We start from the raw sequence: 19,214 nt of genomic DNA, 5'->3' as shown, positions 1-19,214 counted from the left end.
CAGGATCTGCCTTATCGAGCTCCTATTCAATCATATTTTCTTCGATTACATCCTTAATGAACACCCCCACCAGAACCGGATCAAACTGAGTGCCGGCATTACGCTTTAACTCATCAATGGCGTCCTTTTTTGTCATTGCTTTGCGATAGGGTCGGTCCCGGGTCATTGCATCATAGGCGTCCACAATAGCTAGAATCCGGGCCAACAGGGGAATTTCATCGGTTTTTAGACCTTGGGGGTAACCGGTGCCATCCCAGCGCTCATGGTGACAAAGAATATATTCAGAGATCTTGCGCAATTCCGGCACTGTCTGAGCAATTCGATAGCCCACCTCAGGATGCTTTCTGACTTCCAGCCACTCATCATCAGTCAATTGACCATTTTTTTGAAGTAGCTTGCTGTCGATGCTAATTTTTCCGATATCATGAAGGGTTGTCGCCAATTCCAAAGCTACCAGTTCCTCCTGATCCAGCCCCAAGACCTGCCCCAATTGCTTAGCCATACTGGCCATCCGCTCTGCGTGTTCTTCGGTTTCGTTACTTTTTTCAAAGAGGGTGGTTTTAATGGAATTCAGGACGGTAGAATGAAAACTTTTATAGTCCAGTAGTTTTTTTCGGTACATCGACTCCTCGGCTAACCTGAATACTTTTTCAAAAGGTTCCTGCTCCCGGGTTTTGGTGGCAAATCCCAACGAAATACTTGTAATAATCCGTTCATTATCCAGCTCGTATCCAGCTTTGCAGGCTTTTTTAATTTTTTCAACCAGAGCTCCAGTTTCCCGATAAGAAGTCTGGGGTAGCAACATAACAAACTCATCCCCGCCGGTTCTCACCAAGACATCTTTTTCTCTGGCGCAAGAAGCCAAAATCCTGGCGATGCTAATTAGCAGTTTGTCCCCTGCGCCATGGCCAAAGGCATCATTAATCAATTTGAGTCCATTAATATCTCCAATGATTAGAGATAACGGTAAATAATCGTGATGATCCAGCCGCTGCCGTTCTTTTTCGTAGTAGCCCCGGTTATGGAGGCCCGTAAGGGCATCGTGCTGGCTCAGAAAGAGCATCTCAGCTTCTGTTTTCTTACGTTCGGTGATATCCCGACTGACCCCGATTAATCCCAGAATCTGAGCATTGTGATCATAGTAGGGCGTTTTCAGGGTTTCCAAAATAACTTCTTGTCCATCCGGATAGGTCACGAATTCTTCATTCCGACGGGATTTTTTTTCCTTCATCATCAGTTGATCCATATCGCGAAATAAGGTTGCCATTTTTTCGTCAAAGAGATCAAAGTCAGTGAGCCCCACCAATTCGTCCTTGGTTTTACCGGCAAAACCTTCGAAGGCTTTGTTGCAACCGAGATATACACCCGCATTATCTTTATAAAAAACCAGGTCTGGCAGCGAATCCAGTAGTGAACGCAGCAGCGATTCTTTTTTCTGGTATTCATAATAGAGGTGTTTATAACTTTCCCGGCTTTCCCGCAGATTTTTCTCTGCTTCCCGATTTTTGAGTGCCTGAAGCATCACCAGGCATAGCAGCAAAGTTCCCAGAGGATAGATAATCAGCACTGGCAGAGTAATAACCTGCAGAACATCAAACCCTTGTTGATTGGGCAAGGTCAGCATACAAGCCAACATGGCGAGATGGACAATCACGCCAAACAAGTACAGCTCCGGCCAGACTTTTTTAGGCTTTTGGCGTATTTTCTTCAACCGATATCGATACCAGCACAGCCCAATTAGAGCGGAGGTCACCGTCACTAACACCCCGGTGAGGGCCCCACCACCGCCTAAATAAATCCGATAAAGCGAGATCATCAGGGTGGCCATGATGGTAGGCAAGTAACCGAGAAATAGTCCCGTTACACTAATCAGAATCGATCGGGTATCGAAGATGATCCCATTTGAAAAACTAACGGTATTCATCATTAGCAGAATCCCCACTCCACCCAGAAAAACACCGAGAGCAACCTCCAACCATTTTTTGCGATAGGTGTTTGCAAAACTCAATAAATCCCTTGGATAAGTCATTTCTTGTATAGTATATTTATACAGCTCCTCACCAAATCAGCTTATATTTATCCAAAATTGGTTTGGAATAGCTTATTTACGTCAGTTTTTATAATTAGTTTCGCAATTACCTATTTTTTGCGACGCTCGTCAAAGTGGATAAAAAAGAGATTGTAAACAATGCTGATGGAGAGCAGCAGGGCAGTATTAAATAATAGATCCTTAATCAGTTCGGCTGACATGGTTTCTCCTCTTTTCCGATTGAGCTGTTTTACTTATGCTTCGGAAACTTTCGTACTTTCCTCAATCTCCCGCTGTTTCTTTTTTGTCAATTTCTTTAGTACCGTCTGATAAGCCAATTGAATACAATCAACTAAAACTGCCTCTGGCACATTTTTATCAAGCATGATTGAATTCCAATGCTGTTTGTTCATATAATACCCAGGAATAATATCGGGGTAACGGGAGCGGAGGATTTCTCCATCACCGGGTGGCAATTTGACTGTCAATAATGAATCGCCAACCTTATTTTCTCCACGCATGGCAAACATCACATCGCCGACAAAATATCGAACCGCATCCCATTCGTGTTGATAATCCCGGGACGTGCCCGGTAAAGGTTCTATTGTATTTTCGATCAGTTCATCCCATTTTTCACAAGGTTTCATCATAATCTCCTTTCCTATTCGCAGGGTCTTCGTATTCATTAGCATTTTAGAGTTCAAATTCCTCCAGATCATCCGGCACCAGCAGGTTTCCCGCAAAAAATGGTTGCCCTTCGGCAATGTACAGGGCCTTTCGGTTGGCCAAATTGCGATCTTCGGTATGATAGAGTATCAAGTTGACCACTTCCAGCCGGGCCCCGATTTCACAGGCATCCTTAACGGTGGTATGAAACTTTTCATAAGGCTTAAACCGCTCTCGTTCAGCATAAAGGCAAAAGGCCTCATGCAACAGCCAGTCGGATTGGAAAGCATACCGATATTCATGATCTTTATAGGGTTCATCTCCTAGAAAAGTTAATTTTCTTCCCGACTCCAGCTTTATTGTAAAGCCAAATTGTTTGGCTTTTTGAGATTGAATATCAAAAAAAGTTACCTTATTACCTAAAATTTTTTTGGCCTTCCCATCTTTCACAATTCTAAAGAAAATCCGTTCACCAATAAGTTTAACAAACTTTTCAGGAAGTGTTAGTTTCACTATTATCATGGCTGTTTTATTTAACTGCGGATGGCAATAGATATTTAAATTACCTTCGTATTTTCCGCTGCGGATTTTAGCAGCAATCATCCGGATCAACCAGATTAGTCCGAGCAAATGATCTGTGTGCTCATGGCTGATAAAAATATCATGAATCTGTTCTAATCCAATTTCAGCCTTTTCCAACTGGGTCAGTATTCCGTTTCCCCCGCCGGCATCAACCAGAAAATAATTGTTTCCCTTTTGTATTGCAAAACAAGTATTATAACACCGCGTGACAGCTGCATTGCCAGTGCCCAGGATAATTAAACGTTCCTTCACTCTTATTCCTCCACTAATTGCATCATTTGCTGCTTTTTAATTGATTATACTCGAAAATCCTGGATTTATCCAGTGGTCCTATCGCAACCCCAGCGCCAAACGTTAAACTTTTCACGATTCTGCTATTTCTAAAAACTATTTGCAGCAATTTTCACTAACAGCAAATCGTTTAAACACAATTTGACTTATCTGTCTAATGATGTTAGACTAAACTTGTCTAGTGTTATTAGACAAGGAGGCTTTGATGAAAAAATATAAACTGGGGGAAATGGAGCAACGATTAACCGAACTCATTTGGGAAAATGCACCGGTCTCCACCCGGGACTTAATAGCGCTGTGCGCGGAAGCCTTTAACTGGAAGCGAACGACGACCTATACCATGCTTAAACGCCTCTGTGACCGGGAGCTGTTTGTCAATGACAGCGGCATCGTTAGGATTATTGTATCAAAAGATGATTTTTTAAGTAAGAAGGGCGAAGCCTTTCTCGCCGAAACCTTTGACGGCTCGCTACCGCGATTTATCGCGGCATTTACCCGTCGCCGGAAATTAAATGAGCAAGAAGTCCACGAGCTGCAGCAGCTAATTGACGAATACCGGGAGGAATAAACATGTTTGAAGCGATTTTTATCGAAGTTCTTAATCTGAGTTATATCGGGAGCATTGTAATTCTGGCTGTTCTCATGGCCCGATTACTACTAAAAAAAGCACCAAAGCGCTACACTTATATCCTCTGGTCAGTAGTGTTACTAAGACTGCTGCTTCCCTTTTCTTTTGCTAGTGCACTTAGTCTCCTGCCGGTTAATCCAAAGCCGATCCCTACTGACCTTTCAGTGGCAGAAACACCACAGATCATCACTGGCATTGCTGCGGTTGATGTCCCCATCAACAACGCACTGCCGACACCGGAAGTCGTCACCAGTGTTAATCCGTTGCAGATTTTTTTCATGATCGCTTCCGTTATTTGGGTCATTGGTATGTCAGCTCTTCTACTTTACGGTGTAATCTCTTATATCAAACTAAAGCATCGTTTGAAAAAAGTAACTATTGATAAAGACAATCTCTTCATTTCCGACAAAGTCCTAACGCCCTTTGTGCTGGGGTTTATCAAACCTAAAATCTATTTACCGGTTAATCTGGATGAAATAGAGAAAAAACATATCCTCTTGCATGAACAAACTCATATCCGAAGATTTGATCATGTGATCCGCTTTGTCAGCTATCTGATTTTATCTATCCACTGGTTTAATCCACTGGTTTGGGTTGCTTTTTATGTCAGTGGCAAAGATATGGAAATGGCCTGTGATGAAGCCGTGATCAATCAGTTGGGTTATGAAATAAAAAAAGATTATTCCCAATCCTTATTAAATCTGGCAACAGGTAAACGAAACCCGCGACTATCGCCCTTGGCTTTTGGTGAAGGCGATATAAAAGGAAGAATCCGAAACATCCTTACTTTAAAGCAACCAAAATTCTATGTCGTTGCCGCTGCGGTGATTATTCTCGTCGGCACGATGATCGGACTGATAACGAATCCTTCCGACACGAGTGCCTGGTTAACGGAAAAAGAGATTATCAATACCTTTAACGCCCATAATCTGGCAATGGAAAAAGACCGCAACAAAAACCCTGCGGATTATGCCATTGGCGGTATTGAACCGGGAATTTTCCGGTTGAAAGCATATGATGGCACCATCTATATTTATATTTTTGATAACATGGATAAACGATATGATAACTTTGTTCGTTGGGACTTTGGCTATAATAACATTGTCTTCGATGGGTCGGTTAATGCCTATCATTCAAAAAATGCCTCCGTTGTTTTAGAGGCACCGTTTGGAAATGGCGATCTTCTGGAAGCCAATGAGTCCAGCGAATTTCACAAGTTGGCAACCATCATTTTCGACACCGTTTTTCTATATTTAAACGACGGAAAAACCGTTGTCTATCATGGTGAAAGCCAACACTGGCGTGGTACCTATACCTCAAAATATTATAATAATCCGATTGAGGATGAGGATGGCCGACTGCATATGGATGCCTATGGTTGGGAGACATCTCAGTTAGTTTATCGTGGTGATGATCCGGAGCGGGTTGGAAGTATCTCATATAAATATGATCGCACTGGCGGTGGCGGTGGCGGAACTGGCTTGCGGGTGTATGACGACGGAATTGTTAATTTAGGGGGCGGTTCCGGTAATGGGCCGATGTCAACTCCTCCTCAGGAAGTTACCATCACCGTGATGTGGAATGATCAGGAAGAAAGTCTTGTCTTGCAACCTTGAACAAATTTGACCGACTAAGTTCTTAGTGTCTGGAATGGCATCAGAATTCGTGTCACTCGTCTCTGATGCCAATGGGTTCACTCTAAAATACCCGGCAAGATCAATCAGATCCGGCTCTTTCAAACCATATCTGATTGGCATTATTTGGGGAATCCCGGTTGTAATACCCTAAAGAATTCCAGTTAGCACCTTTGCTACTTTGGGTTAATCATTTTTTGCATCTTATTTTGATACATTTTTTTATCTGCCGCATTTATCACCGCATTGATACTTAATTTGTTATCAACACATAATTCAAGTATTCCGTAGCTAAACCCATGCTGGTATGGTTTTTCATTTTTCTTATCATAGTCTTCTAATTTGTAGTTAATCCGCTGGATTACTTTTTCAGCATCCGATTCAAAACAACCAGGAAAAATAATTAGAAATTCATCTCCACCTATTCGGCTAATTGTATCGATCTCACGCACTGATTCTTTTAAATTCTCAATAATAAGATTAATCAAAATATCCCCCTCTTCATGTCCATAGGTATCATTTATTTTCTTGAGACCATCAATATCAAGAAAACATATTGATAAAGGTGCATCTATCCTATGTTTAAACAACAGCTCCTGTTCTAAAATCATAAGACCGGTTCTCCGATTTGAAACACCTGTCATTGGATCAGTAAATGCATAGTATTCCAGCTTTTCCTGTTGTTTTTTTAATATTTGATCCATTTCTTTTCTTTCGGTTATGTCATTGAATAAAATAACGGTTCCTCTGTATTTTTCACTGACATCCAACATTTTTCTGAATTTTATCATAAATGTTTTTTGACCCTTTTTTGTTTCCATTGTTTTTTCGATTATAACTTCTTTTTCATTTAAATCCATAAATTTATCAAGTTCTCTATTTAACCAGTCGAACTCCTTTTCCGTATTAATATTTCCATAATATTTCATGCCGGAAACAGCAAAGTCAAAAAAAACTTCAGCTGCTTTATAATTAATGTTTTCAATATTGTTATTTTTATCAACGAGAATAATCGGATCATAAATACTTTCGAAAACTGTGAGATATTTATTTTTTTCATTTGTGATAACTCTGTTTGATTTCTGAAGTTCCTCCAACTTTTGTTTTTCAGATAATCCCGACCACTCTAACGCAAAACCCAATTCAAGTTGATCAAAATACCGTTTGATATATAATGAGCAATATCTTTTTTCTTCTACTGAAAAGTTACTTTCATAAATGAGATCTTCATATGCTTGTTGATAATATTTCATAAAACTAAGAAACATGCCTAGGGTAACACCTCGTGAGCGATGTTTTTGGGCTTCAATTATCCCAAATTCAGCAACTTCACTTGTAGTGAAATCATCATCTGGTCCCATTTCAGGGATAGCATCGTTCTTTTCAATGACTTTTACTAACGCCTTCGAAAGGCCTGCTATTGACATCCGCCAAGCCTCTTTTAAGGTTGATGTATATTTTGTATAATTTCTTTCTTTCCCATAATTTAGTGCTTTTTCCATAAGAACATGGATAGGCTATACTTAACTGGACAGATTTACTAAGGTCATATAAACTAAATCCATAAAATGAAGGAGAACCAATATGACCAGAAGAGATGGATAGGCTATACTTAACTGGACAGATTTACTAAGGTCATATAAACTAAATCCATAAAATGAAGGAGAACCAATATGACCAGAAGAGATGGATAGGCTATACTTAACTGGACAGATTTACTAAGGTCATATAAACTAAATCCATAAAATGAAGGAGAACCAATATGACCAGAAGAGAACGCCGAATTTTTACAGATGAATTTAAAAATCAGGTCGTCCAATTATATTTAAACGGAAAACCCAGACATGAAATTATTAAGGAGTATGAATTGTCAGCTTCAGCCTTTGATCGTTGGGTGAAACAGCATCAAAACTCCGGATCATTTAAAGAAAAAGACAACCGCAGTGATGAAGAAAACGAGTTAATCAAATTGCGCAAAGAAGTCCAACAATTAAAAATGGAAAACGACATCCTAAAGCAAGCAGCGCTGATCATAGGACGAAAGTAGAAGTCATCCAAGCGAATCAAGACAGATACTCGGTATCAGCAATGTGTAAAGTCCTAAAAATAACACGAAGCACCTATTATTATGAGTCTAAAACCCGAAAATCAGAAGATGAAAAAAAACTGAAACAGGATATTACCGACATTTTCAAGGCTAGCAGGCGTAATTATGGCACGCGTAAAATCAAAAAAGAACTGGAAAAGAAAAAACAGATTGTATCACGCCGACGGATTGGCCGAATAATGAAAGAACTGGGCCTGGTATCGACCTATACAATCGCTCAATTCAAAGTTCATAAAACACCGGTAAACAATGATAAAATCCAAAACGAAGTTAATCGCCAGTTTGATGACAGAGAGCAGCTGGAAGTAGTTGTCAGTGATCTTACCTATGTTCGTGTTGCCGGAAAATGGAATTATGTATGTATTCTTCTGGATTTATACAATCGCGAAATTATTGGTTACAGCGCAGGCGCGCAAAAAGATGCCATGCTTGTTTATCAGGCTTTTGCAACGGTCAAATACAGACTGGATAAGATATCAATCTTCCATACGGATCGTGGAAATGAATTTAAAAACAATATTATTGATGGGATCATCGATACGTTTAATATCAGACGTTCATTGAGTCAAAAAGGTTGTCCGTATGACAATGCCGTTGCTGAAGCTACCTTTAAAGTTTTTAAAACTGAATTTGTGTATCCGAATACGTTTGACTCCCTGGAACAGCTAAAACTGGAATTGTTTGATTATATTCATTGGTATAATCACATCCGAATTCATTCGTCTCTTGATTATATGACGCCGATTGAATTCAAAACAGCAGACCTTAAAAAAGTTGTCTGAAAAAGTGTTGACAATCCAAATTCATTCGTCTCTTGATTATATGACGCCGATTGAATTCAAAACAGCAGACCTTAAAAAAGTTGTCTGAAAAAGTGTTGACAATCCAAATTCATTCGTCTCTTGATTATATGACGCCGATTGAATTCAAAACAGCAGACCTTAAAAAAGTTGTCTGAAAAAGTGTTGACAATCCAACATCTTCATTTTCTAAAATAATTCTTTTGAACTTTTCCTTGTCCATTTTAATTAACCTCTCTCACCTTATCGATTCTCACAAACTATTTTTCTAGTAAAATTAGCCATAATATAAGCATTACGCATACAATTGGACTGACAAAAGCCCTTTCTGATTTCATCGAGAGGTCGGACTTCTTCATCCCCAAAAGTGTTCACTAAAGGCAACCGAAACAGCACCTTTAACCTGACAGAATCCCTTTGAGTAAATCATTGATCCTGATGATGCCCTAATTAAAAGGAAAATTTCCAGATCGTTTCACATTATATTCATACCCTAAAATTTAATGTTCACACGATTATTATTACAAACGGCCTGAAATTAATTAATGGCCTATAAAATCTGAAAAGGGTGTTAAAGTGATTAAAAGAGTCTAAACAAGAAGTTGAAAGGATATAAAACGGAGAACTAATTTAGAAAACTGTGCCATTGTTATAAAGTGTAATACCTATGAAAACACGAAATATAAAATCATAATATAACCCGATGCAACTACAATATAAGGAGGGTTAACGATGTTGGAATTAGACCGGATTTTATTGGTTGAAGATAATCTCAATGATGTGGAATTAACATTAGTGGCACTGGAAGGAAGCAATCTTGCAAGTAAGGTAGATGTGGTCAACGACGGTGCCGAAGCACTTGAGTATCTTTTCTATCTGGGTAATTTTGCCAACCGGGAAAGCGGTAATCCAGTGGTGATAATCCTGGATCTCAAGCTTCCGAAAGTGGACGGCCTTGAAGTACTAAAACAAATCAAGGAAGAACCGAAACTACATCTGATTCCGGTTGTGATATTAACCTCCTCAAATGAAGAAACGGATATCTTGAGGGGTTATAAACTGGGTGCGAACTCCTACGTGGTTAAACCCCTCGAATTCCCGCTCTTTGTCAAGGCAATAAAAGAATTGGGATCATTCTGGAAGCCAACAATGCCGCCATCAAAAACTATGGGTACAGCCGGGAAGAATTCCTGACAAAGAGTATCTTCGAATTGTGTGGTTCAAACAAAGAGAAAATAATTATTAATGAAATAAAAAAAGGAAATCAAGAAGGAATCATTTTTGAAACGATTCATTTTCGAAAAGATGGTTCTGCTATGGAAGTTGAAATAAATTCGCATGGTTCTTTATTGGAGGGTAAGCAAATTCTGCTCAGTATTGTCCGGGATATCACGGCCAGAAAATTTGCCGAAAATGCCTTGATAAAGAGCGAGAATGATTACCGGACGCTTGTCGATAATGCCCCTGATATCATTGCCAGACTGGATCGGTCTTACCAATTTGTTTATTTTCACAACCGCTCCCAAATTGATTTAAATGTACCAACACAGTTGATGATTGGTAAAACATTCATCGACCTGGGTATTTGTAATGCAGATTATAAAAAGCTTAAAAGTGTGATCCAATGGGTGTTTGAAAATAAACATGAGAAAAACACTGATTTCGAACTCAGTACCGCCACAGGCATTCAGTATTATAACACCATCATTGTACCGGAGTTAAATAAAAATGGCAGCGTTTCAACGGTATTAAGTATTTCACGTTCAATCACCGAAACCGTATTGGCACAGAAGGCAATGGCTGCTTCACTGGAGAAATACAGGAAACTGCTGGATGGGATTGTCACGGCATTGTCCGCAGTCGTGGAGGTTCGGGATCCTTACACCAGCGGACATCAAAACCGAGTGAGTAAACTGGCGACAACCATGGCAATCCAACTTAATTTAGATGAAGATGCTGTGGAAACCGTACGAATAACCGGTTTGCTCCACGATATCGGGAAGATGTATGTACCGACTGAACTACTTGTAAAACCGACCAAATTGTCTCCCCTGGAGTATGAGATTATTAAAATTCATTCTGAGGCGGGATACAATATTTTAAAATCGGTTGATTTTACCGGGCCAATTGCAGAAATCGTATACCAACATCATGAAAGGATGGACGGCTCGGGGTATCCCCGGAAACTTAAAGCCGGGGAAATATTAATAGAAGCAAGGATTATCAGCTCTAATCCACTCGGCTATCAAGAAAAACTAGTAACTGAAAAATCATTGTTACATTAGTTGAATAAAATATTGTAACGTTGCGGCGATCCGTGATGGCCAGGGGAGCGGACCCTCGCGCACAGACTGCTCAATTACCAATTCAATTTGCAACCGTTTATTTCAACTTATCTAATAAATTAAAATGCGAATGAAAAAAGTTCTCGTTTTAATTTGTACTAAATATTGACATAGAACCACATTAAAATCATGAATAAACAGATCATTTTTTTGTTCAAGGGCAGATGGATAGCCTCGGCTGATTAAGGCAATATTATTGCCAAAATTCGGAGCCATTCTTAAAAATCCTTTGGCTTGGAGATCTCTCGGTAACCACAGATTAACTTTATTTCACACCTCAATTCTAAATATAAAAAAAGCCACCCACAATATATAGGTGACAATAAAATCGATAAAATGGCGTGCCCTGGGCGTACCCTACCGTATGTACGACAATTATTAGAGAATTAAAGAGCTTTCATGAAGAATGATTTATTCTTTATCCATTATTTAATAATCCATTCTGTTTTTTGCAAGAACTTTTTGCAGAAAGTTGCAAGTTAAAAATACAGAATGTTGCATTATGGAAAATCCATAGTTTTGCAAGCTAAAATGCGAAGCGATTTCGTTAAAAATCAAAGCATTGCGAGCATGTTTTATTGTTTTTTCAATTGATTGTCTGAGATTGAACGATACAACTCATTGATGCTGGATTCCCGCATGCGGTTACTGGGACCTGGAAACATAAGCAGGTGGCAGTGGTGAAGCAGCCGATCCAGCATAGCAGCCGTCATCTGTTCATCATAAAGCACATTGACCCATCGGGAGAATTCCAGGTTGGTATTGAGAATAATGGTCCGGCGTTCATAACAGTCGGATATGATTTCGAACAGGAGCTGTGCTCCCGTTCGATCCAATGGAACATAACCATATTCATCCAGGATAATCACTTCCGCTTTGTTCAGCCTTTTCAGAAAAGCGGTCAGGGTGCCAGCCGTTTTGGCTTCGGACAGTTTATTCACCAGGGCCGCCGTCCGGAAGAATTTCACCGGGATTCCCTGCCGACAGGCAGCGACGCCGAGAGCGGTTGACAGCATGGTTTTACCGGTTCCGGTGCCGCCATACAGGATGAGATTCTTCTTTTCGTGGATAAATGCCAGGGATTTCAGGCTTTCCGGGGTCAAATCCGAAGGCAGGGTGATTTCATCAAACCGATACCCTTCAAAGGTATTGATCGCATAGAAACCGGCACTGTTCACCAGTTTCTCGGTACGAGTGGTATTTCGGTAACGAAGTTCTTCACTGGGTAGCTGATACAGATATTCCTGGTGATTACTGCCTTCGGTGGTTTGTGCCAAATCAGCCAGATTGCGACTGAGGCGAAGCTTGCGGCAGCATTCGGCGATTTCTTTATCCAACACGACCGTCAACCCCCGTTCCCTGAAGCAACACATCATAAGCCGTCAGATTGGGCTGCATCGGGGTCATCTTTGGAATACCCAGAGGGAGTGTCATGGCCGGTAGCTCGGGGATATCGGAATACAGCCGCCGGTAAAGATTGGAAAGACTGCCGGCATCCCTCGCCTGATAGGTAATCGCATGATTAACGGTATTCACGGCACTGTCAAAACCAGTGCGGTCGGTCAACTCAGAAAGAAGCTTGAGGACCTGTCCAACTTCGCTGCTTGAACAGGTGGTCAGATAGGTTTGTATGGATTCCGGCATCAGTTCATAGATGCCGGTGTATTTAAGGGCTCGGGGTCGTAGGGATAATTGTTTCAGATAGGGCAGCCAGTCCATCTGCTCTTGTCGGTTATCCCCGTAAAGACGCCGATGGCGAACAATCTCACGAAAATTCTCATCCTGAATAATCACCATCGACGACGTTAACACCAGATGAACCGGGCACTGGGCATACTTTGGAGCCACCGAGTAAGCATGCTGCCTTTTGTTCAGATAAACCTTGGCCCAATTGTCGGCTTTGAGGATTTGATGACCGGTGAGGTCAAAACGAATCACGGGCAGTTCATGACAGGCCTTGAGATCCGCCTGAAACCGCTCCTCGATGGTTTCATCATAGCGATAATGGCCCCTTCGGGAATCCTTCTCACACTCTGAAAGCAAATGTCGATTATAATCCGAAAGTGATAAAAAGTGGGGAACCGGTACCATGAAGTTGCGGCGTTGATACCCAACCTTATTTTCAACATTTCCTTTTTCATGGCCAGCACCGGGATTCATAAAAACTGCTTTGAAGCAGTAATGCTCCCGAAACCGTTCGAATTTATCAGTCAGGTTACGCCCCCCACCACGGATGATCTCCGTAACAATGACTTTCGTGTTATCAAACCAGAGTTCCCCCGGAACACAGCCAATGTGGCGGAATATGGCATCCAGTCCTTCCAGCAGGCATTCCATATTTTCACCGTAGAATAGTTGCAGGTAGCCTTTGTTGCTGTAAGGAAAAGAGACCTCCAGGTATTTTCCAGTCAATTTTCGGCCATTTTCATAAAAATCAGCCGTGCCAAAATCAACCTGTGCTTCCCCGGGTTGATGCACTAGCGGCAGATAGGCCTGTTTGTTTTGTTTGAAAATTTCCCGGTGCTTCACCGCATAATAAGCGGCTACTGTTCGATAGGAACAGTCAAAACCAGTCACCTCAGAAAGCAGGCGATGAAACACCCGTTTAGCAGTATGTCGCTGTTTTCGCGGAGCTGATTTATCCTCAATAAGCCAGGAATCGATGACTGCTTTATAGGGGTCAAGCTTGGGACAGAATTTTTTATTGACCGCCGGCTTGGGTACCGGTTTATTAAAATCGTTCTGATCAATGTACTTACGTACCGTACGCCAATCAAGTCGTAGCGCTTCTGCGATTTGTGAAACATTTTCCCCTTTCTCATAAAATCGAAATCTGATATCATGTATTTGATCCATTGTGAGCATTCTCCATTTCCTCCTTGTTCTTTGGTCAGATACAAGGATAATTGATTTGATTTTTGCCCGCAATGGATTTTGCAATATTATGCATTTTCCAACTTGCAATACTATGGATTTTTGCTTTGCAACTTTCTACATTTTTATTTTACAATAAACATTAAGTGTTGCCAAGGGTTGTGGCACTTTCAGAAAGACCATCAAATCCTACCAGAAGGTTGAACTGCTGATTCTCGATGAATGGCTGATCCGCACCTTGGAACCACAGGAAGCCTATGATCTGCTTGAGATTGTCGAAACCCGCTGTAAGGAAGGTTCCATTATCTTCTGCACACAATACGAGATGGAAGGCTGGTATGAACGCATCAATCCCGATCCGGATAATGACAGCCCGATATCTGAAGCCATCATGGATCGCATCATTCACAATGCCTATGACATCCGGATTGGTGGCAAAATTTCGATGCGGGAACGGCGCAGCTTCAAGACTTCTTCCAAAAGCGGTGCAAGCCATGGTTGATCAGAATAATCGCTTTTACAGCTGCGACTGCGATTGCCAATACGAATTCTGTCAGTTGATTGATGATCTGATAAAAGATATTCAACATCTGGAATCTGAAACGGTCAGAACCCGTTATGAGCTGAGCCGTCATCTTACATATCCTTATAATGAGTATCTCAGAAGCGACATTCTCTCCGATCTGGGCAGGCGATATAGTGATCATCCCACATACCAGATCTATATTCAGTTGTTATATAATAACCAGGATCCCATGGAAACCGATGAGTGGTGCGAACATATCTGTCGTCTTGCTCATGGCCACAATGATTCTGAGTATTAGCATTTAGTTATTAATGGTTCAGCTTCCGCGAGGGTGGATCTTACCCTCCGTGAAGTTGGGTCGAAATGTCCGTGCAAATGGAGTTTGCCGGTCGGAATATACACCAGCATCATCAGCTGCTCTACCCCTCCTAGTGATGTACCATACATGAAATATCTTGACATTGTTCTCAGTCCTTTCTTCTTACTTTTGAAATAAAAAAAGGCGAAGACTATCGATCATAAGTTGACCGAAGACTTCGCCTCTTTGGGTTTCTTTATTTAGTTTTAGTTTTAGATTTATATAAAACAAAAACACCAAGATTTTTATATCTCAGTGCTGTTGAAGTTTTTGCATGTTATTGTTAGTATAAAAGATATGACATTTTCTACTAATGGAATATAACCTAATACTTTGGTTAGAAATCAACTATTCTTTTCTGACAATCAAATAATTTGTGTTTTCACAATATTATATTAACATCAGGTAGACCTTTATTTTGATTTCGAATCTGTAAGACTTCAATCTAATCGCATTTGTTAAACCCCATAAATCAAGAGTAGCTACGTTTTTTTCAATTTTAGCCATTTGCACAATAATCATTTTATAGTTAAGCCTTTATCGATAGCTTCCTGAATAATCTTATGACAACAAACTCCCAAGGGATTGTATTCTTTACAATTAGGTTTTTTCATAGCTCCAGTTATCGAATTCACTTCTTTAACTGTCTTCACACCATGCTTAACCACAGCTTCTATTACTTGTTCTTCAGTGACTTTACTGCAATAACAAGAATACTTTGGATTTGCATCTTTCTTAAACCAAATAGGAACACTAACTTGGACTTTTAAGAATTTTATTCCATTATCAACGTTGTAGTAGGCAACATCACAGTCTTCATTCATACAAATCCTATAATTATCTCCCCAGACTGCCTTGCGGTTATCATCTGTCACCAAGTGTTCAACGGTTATCCTACTAACTGTTACTCCTTCATTATTACAGACAGGGCAACTCTCCTTTGTTTTATTTAAATTTTGTGTGGTGCATTCACAGCAACATTCATCAATAACTTTCAATTACATAACCTCCATATCTTTTAAACCATCTAATTCAAGGTCATATACCAACCAATTTTCATTTATAGTTTTAAATTTCTGCCCTTGTGCAGGCTTCCATTGTCTTAGGCCTTAATTTTCATTTGCCTTTAAAAAGTTTCATTTTGTAATTTATACCCCTTGATTGTCTCATCAATTATCGGTATCAAACAAGGGGGGTGAATAGGAAAAATAGTTTATAGATTCTTTACATTCAAAGCTCTAAAAGCATTTAATACTGCGATGATAGTTACACCTACATCTGCAAATATAGCTGCCCACATAGTAGTTATTCCAAAAGCACTCAAAATAAGAACAATTATTTTTATTCCAATTGCAAATACTATGTTTTGATGTGCAATTTTTAGTGTCTTTTTAGAAATCTTCATTGCAGTAGCAATTTTCGATGGCTCATCAGTCATAATTACAATATCAGCAGCTTCAATGGCCGCATCAGAACCTAAACCACCCATTGCTATTCCAATGTCTGCACGAGCTAATACAGGCGCATCATTGATTCCGTCACCAACAAAAGCAAGTTTACCTTTTGTAGATTTTTGCGAAAATAATTCTTCTAGTTTTTCAACTTTGTCTGCTGGCAACAGTTCTGCATAAACCTTATCAACACCAAGCTCTTTAGCAACCTTTGAACCAACACTTTTATTATCACCTGTCAACATAACTATTTGTTTAATATTAGCTGCCTTAAGTTCCTTGATTGCTTGTGCTGAATCTGGCTTTACCTCATCGGCAATTACAATGTAACCTATATATTTGTTATTAACAGCAACATGTACAGCAGTACCGATCAGCTCTCCCTTGAAATAAGGGATATCCATCATTTTCATAAGTTTGATATTTCCTGCCATAACCTTTTTGCCATCTACTGTTGCAATAACACCATGACCTGATATCTCTTCTACATCTGAAATACGTCCATTGTCTATTTCTTTGCCATATGCACGTTTCAGTGAAAGTGAAATCGGATGATTGGAATAGCTTTCCACATATGCAGTTAATTCTAGTAGCTCTTCTTTGGAAACTCCTTCTGGATGAATTTCCTGTACATTAAATACACCTTTCGTTAGTGTTCCAGTTTTATCAAAAACAACAATTTCAGTTTCTGCTAATGCCTCTAAATAGTTACTACCCTTGACTAAAATACCTTTTTTTGAGGCTCCACCTATTCCACCGAAGAAACTCAAAGGAATTGAAATAACTAAAGCACACGGACAGGATACCACAAGGAATGCTAGTGCTCTATATATCCAATCACTAAAAGTCGCCCCGTCTATAACAAGAGGCGGTATAATAGCTAGAAAAACTGCGATTATAACCACAACCGGTGTATAATATCTCGCAAACTTCGTAATAAATTGTTCTGAATTGGATTTTTTACTACTTGCATTTTCAACTAAATCAAGAATTTTACTTACAGTAGATTCTCCAAATTCCTTGGTAACCTCTGCTGTAATAACTCCATTAATGTTGATGCACCCACTTAGGATATCACTTCCAACTTCTACTTCACGAGGAATAGATTCGCCTGTTAGTGCCGATGTATCAATCATTGAACTTCCCTCAATTACCTTGCCATCAAGAGGAATTTTTTCTCCTGCTTTAATTACAATAATATCTCCAATTTGTACTTCATCTGGGTCAACTTTGACAAGTTCATCGCCTTTTTTAACATTTGCATAATCTGGTCGAATATCCATAAGGCTTGCAATTGACTTTCTCGACTTGCCAACTGCATAGCTTTGAAACAGTTCTCCAACTTGATAAAACAGCATAACTGCAACACCTTCAGGATACTCACCAATAAAAAATGCACCAATTGTTGCAATACTCATTAAAAAGTTTTCATCGAAAACTTGACCTTTAAAAATATTTTTTACAGCTCTTTTTACAACATCTCCACCTACAATAATGTAACTTATTATAAAGAGAGCAATCTGTAACCATTCATTATTAAAATTAATAATTGCTGCTGCAACTAACACGGCTGCACCAATTATTATTCGCCACAATCGTTTCTTCATTTTTGCATACCCCCTTATACCCTTTTCATAATAGTATCAGGTTCAATTTTTTTAACTATTTTTTCAGCCTCTGCTATTATTGTAGGCATTTTTTCATCCTCACCATCAATAACAAGTTTTGTGGTCATAAAGTTAACAGTAGCTTCTTTCACTCCATCAAGCTCATTAATAGCCTTTTCCATTTTTGCCGCGCAATTTGCACAATCTAAACCTTCAAGTATAAATTTCTTTTTCATTATTAAATCCTCCTAAATATTATTTGTAATTTTATTTTGAATACTACAAGTCTTTTTCAAATTTTCTTGAAGCATTGCTCATTTGATATGAAGACTTAAATATCTGCCCAAATATCTTCAAAAAATATTCTATTCTACCGCATTACTACTTCTCGTTGATATGAATTAGACCTTGGTCAAATATTTCTCTTACATGATCATCAACTAATGAATAATATACTACTTTGCCTTCTTTTCTGTTTTTCACTAAATTAGCTTGTTTTAAGACTCTCAGCTGATGGGAAATTGCTGATTGTGTCATGTTAAGTAATACAGCGATATCACAAACACACATTTCAGCTTCATGTAAAGCCCATAGTATCCTGATTCGTGTTGAATCTCCAAATACTTTAAATAATTCTGCTAGATCGTAAAGGCTTTCTTCTTGAGGCATTTTATCTCTAACTTGATTTATAATATCCTCATGAATTACATTGCAGTCACATCTTTCAATTAAATTAAATTTTTCGGTCATATTATCACCTCTTTTTTAAACATTTCGTATGAATACTTGAACAAGCATTCATATGTTGTGTATTTATTATATTATTATTTTTCTCATATGTCAATAGTTATATGAGCATTTATTCAAGTGTTTTTTAATAACTGAATTGAAACATCTAAAAACACCTGCTTACGATAATAGTACTATAAAAGGGTGCTTTCAATACAAACGTTTTGAGTATTCCGACGATTTAGAGCCACACAGTCTCCTGCGCAGAGCCACCTAATCCGACGCAGGGAGCCACCTGTTAAAAATTTCAAATCCGCTATAGAGAGCCACTAACGTAAGTATTAAAATGAAGCTACGGGATAACCGTGATACTTACGAAAGGAGGACATGTTAATGTCCAAAGAAAAACAAATTTTACAGCTCCGCCTTGACGGATTCAGCCAGCGGAGAATTGCGGATACGTTAAAAGTATCCCGAAACACAGTAGCCAGGGTGGTAAAGGCCTGCGATGCCCACCCGATTAATGAGCAGGAGCTTCAGGCCATTGACGAATCAAAACTGCATCAGCATCTCTTTCCGGAAGAAAC

At 39.5% G+C, this 19,214-nt stretch carries 16 protein-coding genes and 2 pseudogenes; 8 read left to right on the top strand and 10 right to left on the bottom strand.

The annotated features are described in order from the left end of the window. Nucleotides 1-22: 22 nt before the first annotated feature. The 3 genes from DOZ58_RS00090 to DOZ58_RS00080 all read right to left on the bottom strand — a co-directional run bounded on the left by DOZ58_RS00090 (nucleotide 23) and on the right by DOZ58_RS00080 (nucleotide 3,529). Entirely contained in the window at nucleotides 23-2,029 is a 2,007-nt protein-coding gene (locus DOZ58_RS00090; RefSeq protein ID WP_111886425.1) for an HD domain-containing phosphohydrolase, read from the bottom strand. Nucleotides 2,030-2,283: 254 nt separating this feature from the next. After that, the gene (locus DOZ58_RS00085; protein WP_242988549.1) at nucleotides 2,284-2,679 is read right to left on the bottom strand and encodes an MmcQ/YjbR family DNA-binding protein; all 396 of its coding nucleotides are present in this window, start codon (nucleotides 2,677-2,679) and stop codon (nucleotides 2,284-2,286) included. A gap of 43 nt (nucleotides 2,680-2,722) precedes the next feature. Next, on the bottom strand, nucleotides 2,723-3,529 hold the full coding sequence (locus tag DOZ58_RS00080) for an MBL fold metallo-hydrolase (RefSeq protein WP_111886423.1): 807 nt from the start codon (nucleotides 3,527-3,529) through the stop codon (nucleotides 2,723-2,725). 244 nt (nucleotides 3,530-3,773) lie between these two features. Between DOZ58_RS00080 and DOZ58_RS00075 the strand changes: the two genes are divergently transcribed. Further along, nucleotides 3,774-4,136, top strand: a complete 363-nt coding sequence (locus tag DOZ58_RS00075) for a BlaI/MecI/CopY family transcriptional regulator (RefSeq protein WP_111886422.1) — start codon at nucleotides 3,774-3,776, stop codon at nucleotides 4,134-4,136. Nucleotides 4,137-4,138: 2 nt separating this feature from the next. Next, entirely contained in the window at nucleotides 4,139-5,812 is a 1,674-nt protein-coding gene (locus DOZ58_RS00070) for a M56 family metallopeptidase (protein WP_111886421.1), read from the top strand. Nucleotides 5,813-6,006: 194 nt separating this feature from the next. On the opposite strand, the gene DOZ58_RS00065 is transcribed toward DOZ58_RS00070, so the two are convergent. Next, nucleotides 6,007-7,332 (bottom strand): diguanylate cyclase, encoded by a 1,326-nt coding sequence (locus DOZ58_RS00065; RefSeq protein WP_111886420.1) that lies wholly within the window; start codon nucleotides 7,330-7,332, stop codon nucleotides 6,007-6,009. Nucleotides 7,333-7,592: 260 nt separating this feature from the next. Here DOZ58_RS00065 and DOZ58_RS00060 point away from each other — a divergent pair. The 3 genes from DOZ58_RS00060 (at nucleotide 7,593) to DOZ58_RS00050 (ending at nucleotide 11,022) form a co-directional block, all read left to right on the top strand. Then, nucleotides 7,593-8,719, top strand: a protein-coding gene (locus tag DOZ58_RS00060; RefSeq protein WP_111886419.1) for an IS3 family transposase whose coding sequence is annotated in 2 segments (ribosomal slippage) — nucleotides 7,593-7,842 and nucleotides 7,842-8,719 — 1,128 coding nt in all. Because the reading frame shifts where the segments join, the coding sequence is not laid out codon by codon here. A gap of 750 nt (nucleotides 8,720-9,469) precedes the next feature. Then, a complete protein-coding gene (locus DOZ58_RS00055) occupies nucleotides 9,470-9,931 on the top strand; it encodes a response regulator (RefSeq protein ID WP_111886418.1) in 462 nt (153 codons plus the stop codon). After that, nucleotides 9,832-11,022, top strand: a complete 1,191-nt coding sequence (locus DOZ58_RS00050) for an HD domain-containing phosphohydrolase (protein WP_371414223.1) — start codon at nucleotides 9,832-9,834, stop codon at nucleotides 11,020-11,022. Before DOZ58_RS00055 ends, DOZ58_RS00050 begins: the two co-directional genes overlap by 100 nt. Before the next feature lie 635 nt (nucleotides 11,023-11,657). On the opposite strand, the gene istB is transcribed toward DOZ58_RS00050, so the two are convergent. Next, entirely contained in the window at nucleotides 11,658-12,422 is a 765-nt protein-coding gene (istB, locus tag DOZ58_RS00045) for an IS21-like element helper ATPase IstB (protein WP_111886416.1), read from the bottom strand. Continuing rightward, complete coding sequence (gene istA / locus DOZ58_RS00040; protein ID WP_371414184.1) at nucleotides 12,412-13,938, bottom strand: IS21 family transposase; 1,527 nt, start codon at nucleotides 13,936-13,938, stop codon at nucleotides 12,412-12,414. The genes istB and istA overlap by 11 nt, the downstream gene beginning before the upstream one ends. 172 nt (nucleotides 13,939-14,110) lie before the next feature. On the opposite strand from istA, the pseudogene DOZ58_RS00035 reads away from it, so the two are divergent. Then, nucleotides 14,111-14,458, top strand: a pseudogene (locus tag DOZ58_RS00035) (ATP-binding protein); the annotation flags it as partial. Continuing rightward, complete coding sequence (locus tag DOZ58_RS00030) at nucleotides 14,451-14,780, top strand: hypothetical protein (protein ID WP_111886413.1); 330 nt, start codon at nucleotides 14,451-14,453, stop codon at nucleotides 14,778-14,780. The pseudogene DOZ58_RS00035 and the gene DOZ58_RS00030, both read left to right, overlap by 8 nt. 578 nt (nucleotides 14,781-15,358) lie before the next feature. On the opposite strand, the gene DOZ58_RS00025 is transcribed toward DOZ58_RS00030, so the two are convergent. The 4 genes from DOZ58_RS00025 to DOZ58_RS00010 form a co-directional block, all read right to left on the bottom strand. Next, nucleotides 15,359-15,838, bottom strand: a complete 480-nt coding sequence (locus DOZ58_RS00025; protein ID WP_111886412.1) for a Csac_0668 family 2Fe-2S cluster-binding (seleno)protein — start codon at nucleotides 15,836-15,838, stop codon at nucleotides 15,359-15,361. 215 nt (nucleotides 15,839-16,053) lie between these two features. Then, a complete protein-coding gene (locus DOZ58_RS00020; RefSeq protein ID WP_111886411.1) occupies nucleotides 16,054-17,898 on the bottom strand; it encodes a heavy metal translocating P-type ATPase in 1,845 nt (614 codons plus the stop codon). Nucleotides 17,899-17,912: 14 nt separating this feature from the next. Then, complete coding sequence (locus DOZ58_RS00015; RefSeq protein ID WP_111886410.1) at nucleotides 17,913-18,134, bottom strand: cation transporter; 222 nt, start codon at nucleotides 18,132-18,134, stop codon at nucleotides 17,913-17,915. A gap of 145 nt (nucleotides 18,135-18,279) precedes the next feature. Then, a complete protein-coding gene (locus tag DOZ58_RS00010; protein ID WP_111886409.1) occupies nucleotides 18,280-18,648 on the bottom strand; it encodes a metalloregulator ArsR/SmtB family transcription factor in 369 nt (122 codons plus the stop codon). A gap of 366 nt (nucleotides 18,649-19,014) precedes the next feature. Here DOZ58_RS00010 and DOZ58_RS18770 point away from each other — a divergent pair. Continuing rightward, nucleotides 19,015-19,086, top strand: a pseudogene (locus DOZ58_RS18770) (hypothetical protein); the annotation flags it as partial. Nucleotides 19,087-19,214 lie beyond the last annotated feature (128 nt).

The organism is Acetobacterium sp. KB-1 (genome assembly GCF_003260995.1).
Taxonomy (GTDB): Bacteria; Bacillota; Clostridia; order Eubacteriales; family Eubacteriaceae; genus Acetobacterium; species Acetobacterium carbinolicum.
The sequence above is the reverse complement of the archived record's forward strand: the minus strand, read 5'-3'. Positions and strand labels throughout refer to the sequence as shown.

Coding starts and splice junctions, on each gene's coding strand:
- DOZ58_RS00090 (WP_111886425.1), bottom strand. CDS start 2,029: ATGACTTATCCAAGGGATTTATTGAGTTTTGCAAACACCTATCGCAAA.
- DOZ58_RS00085 (WP_242988549.1), bottom strand. CDS start 2,679: ATGATGAAACCTTGTGAAAAATGGGATGAACTGATCGAAAATACAATA.
- DOZ58_RS00075 (WP_111886422.1), top strand. CDS start 3,774: ATGAAAAAATATAAACTGGGGGAAATGGAGCAACGATTAACCGAACTC.
- DOZ58_RS00070 (WP_111886421.1), top strand. CDS start 4,139: ATGTTTGAAGCGATTTTTATCGAAGTTCTTAATCTGAGTTATATCGGG.
- DOZ58_RS00065 (WP_111886420.1), bottom strand. CDS start 7,332: ATGGAAAAAGCACTAAATTATGGGAAAGAAAGAAATTATACAAAATAT.
- DOZ58_RS00055 (WP_111886418.1), top strand. CDS start 9,470: ATGTTGGAATTAGACCGGATTTTATTGGTTGAAGATAATCTCAATGAT.
- istA (WP_371414184.1), bottom strand. CDS start 13,938: ATGGATCAAATACATGATATCAGATTTCGATTTTATGAGAAAGGGGAA.
- DOZ58_RS00030 (WP_111886413.1), top strand. CDS start 14,451: ATGGTTGATCAGAATAATCGCTTTTACAGCTGCGACTGCGATTGCCAA.
- DOZ58_RS00020 (WP_111886411.1), bottom strand. CDS start 17,898: ATGAAGAAACGATTGTGGCGAATAATAATTGGTGCAGCCGTGTTAGTT.
- DOZ58_RS00015 (WP_111886410.1), bottom strand. CDS start 18,134: ATGAAAAAGAAATTTATACTTGAAGGTTTAGATTGTGCAAATTGCGCG.
- DOZ58_RS00010 (WP_111886409.1), bottom strand. CDS start 18,648: ATGACCGAAAAATTTAATTTAATTGAAAGATGTGACTGCAATGTAATT.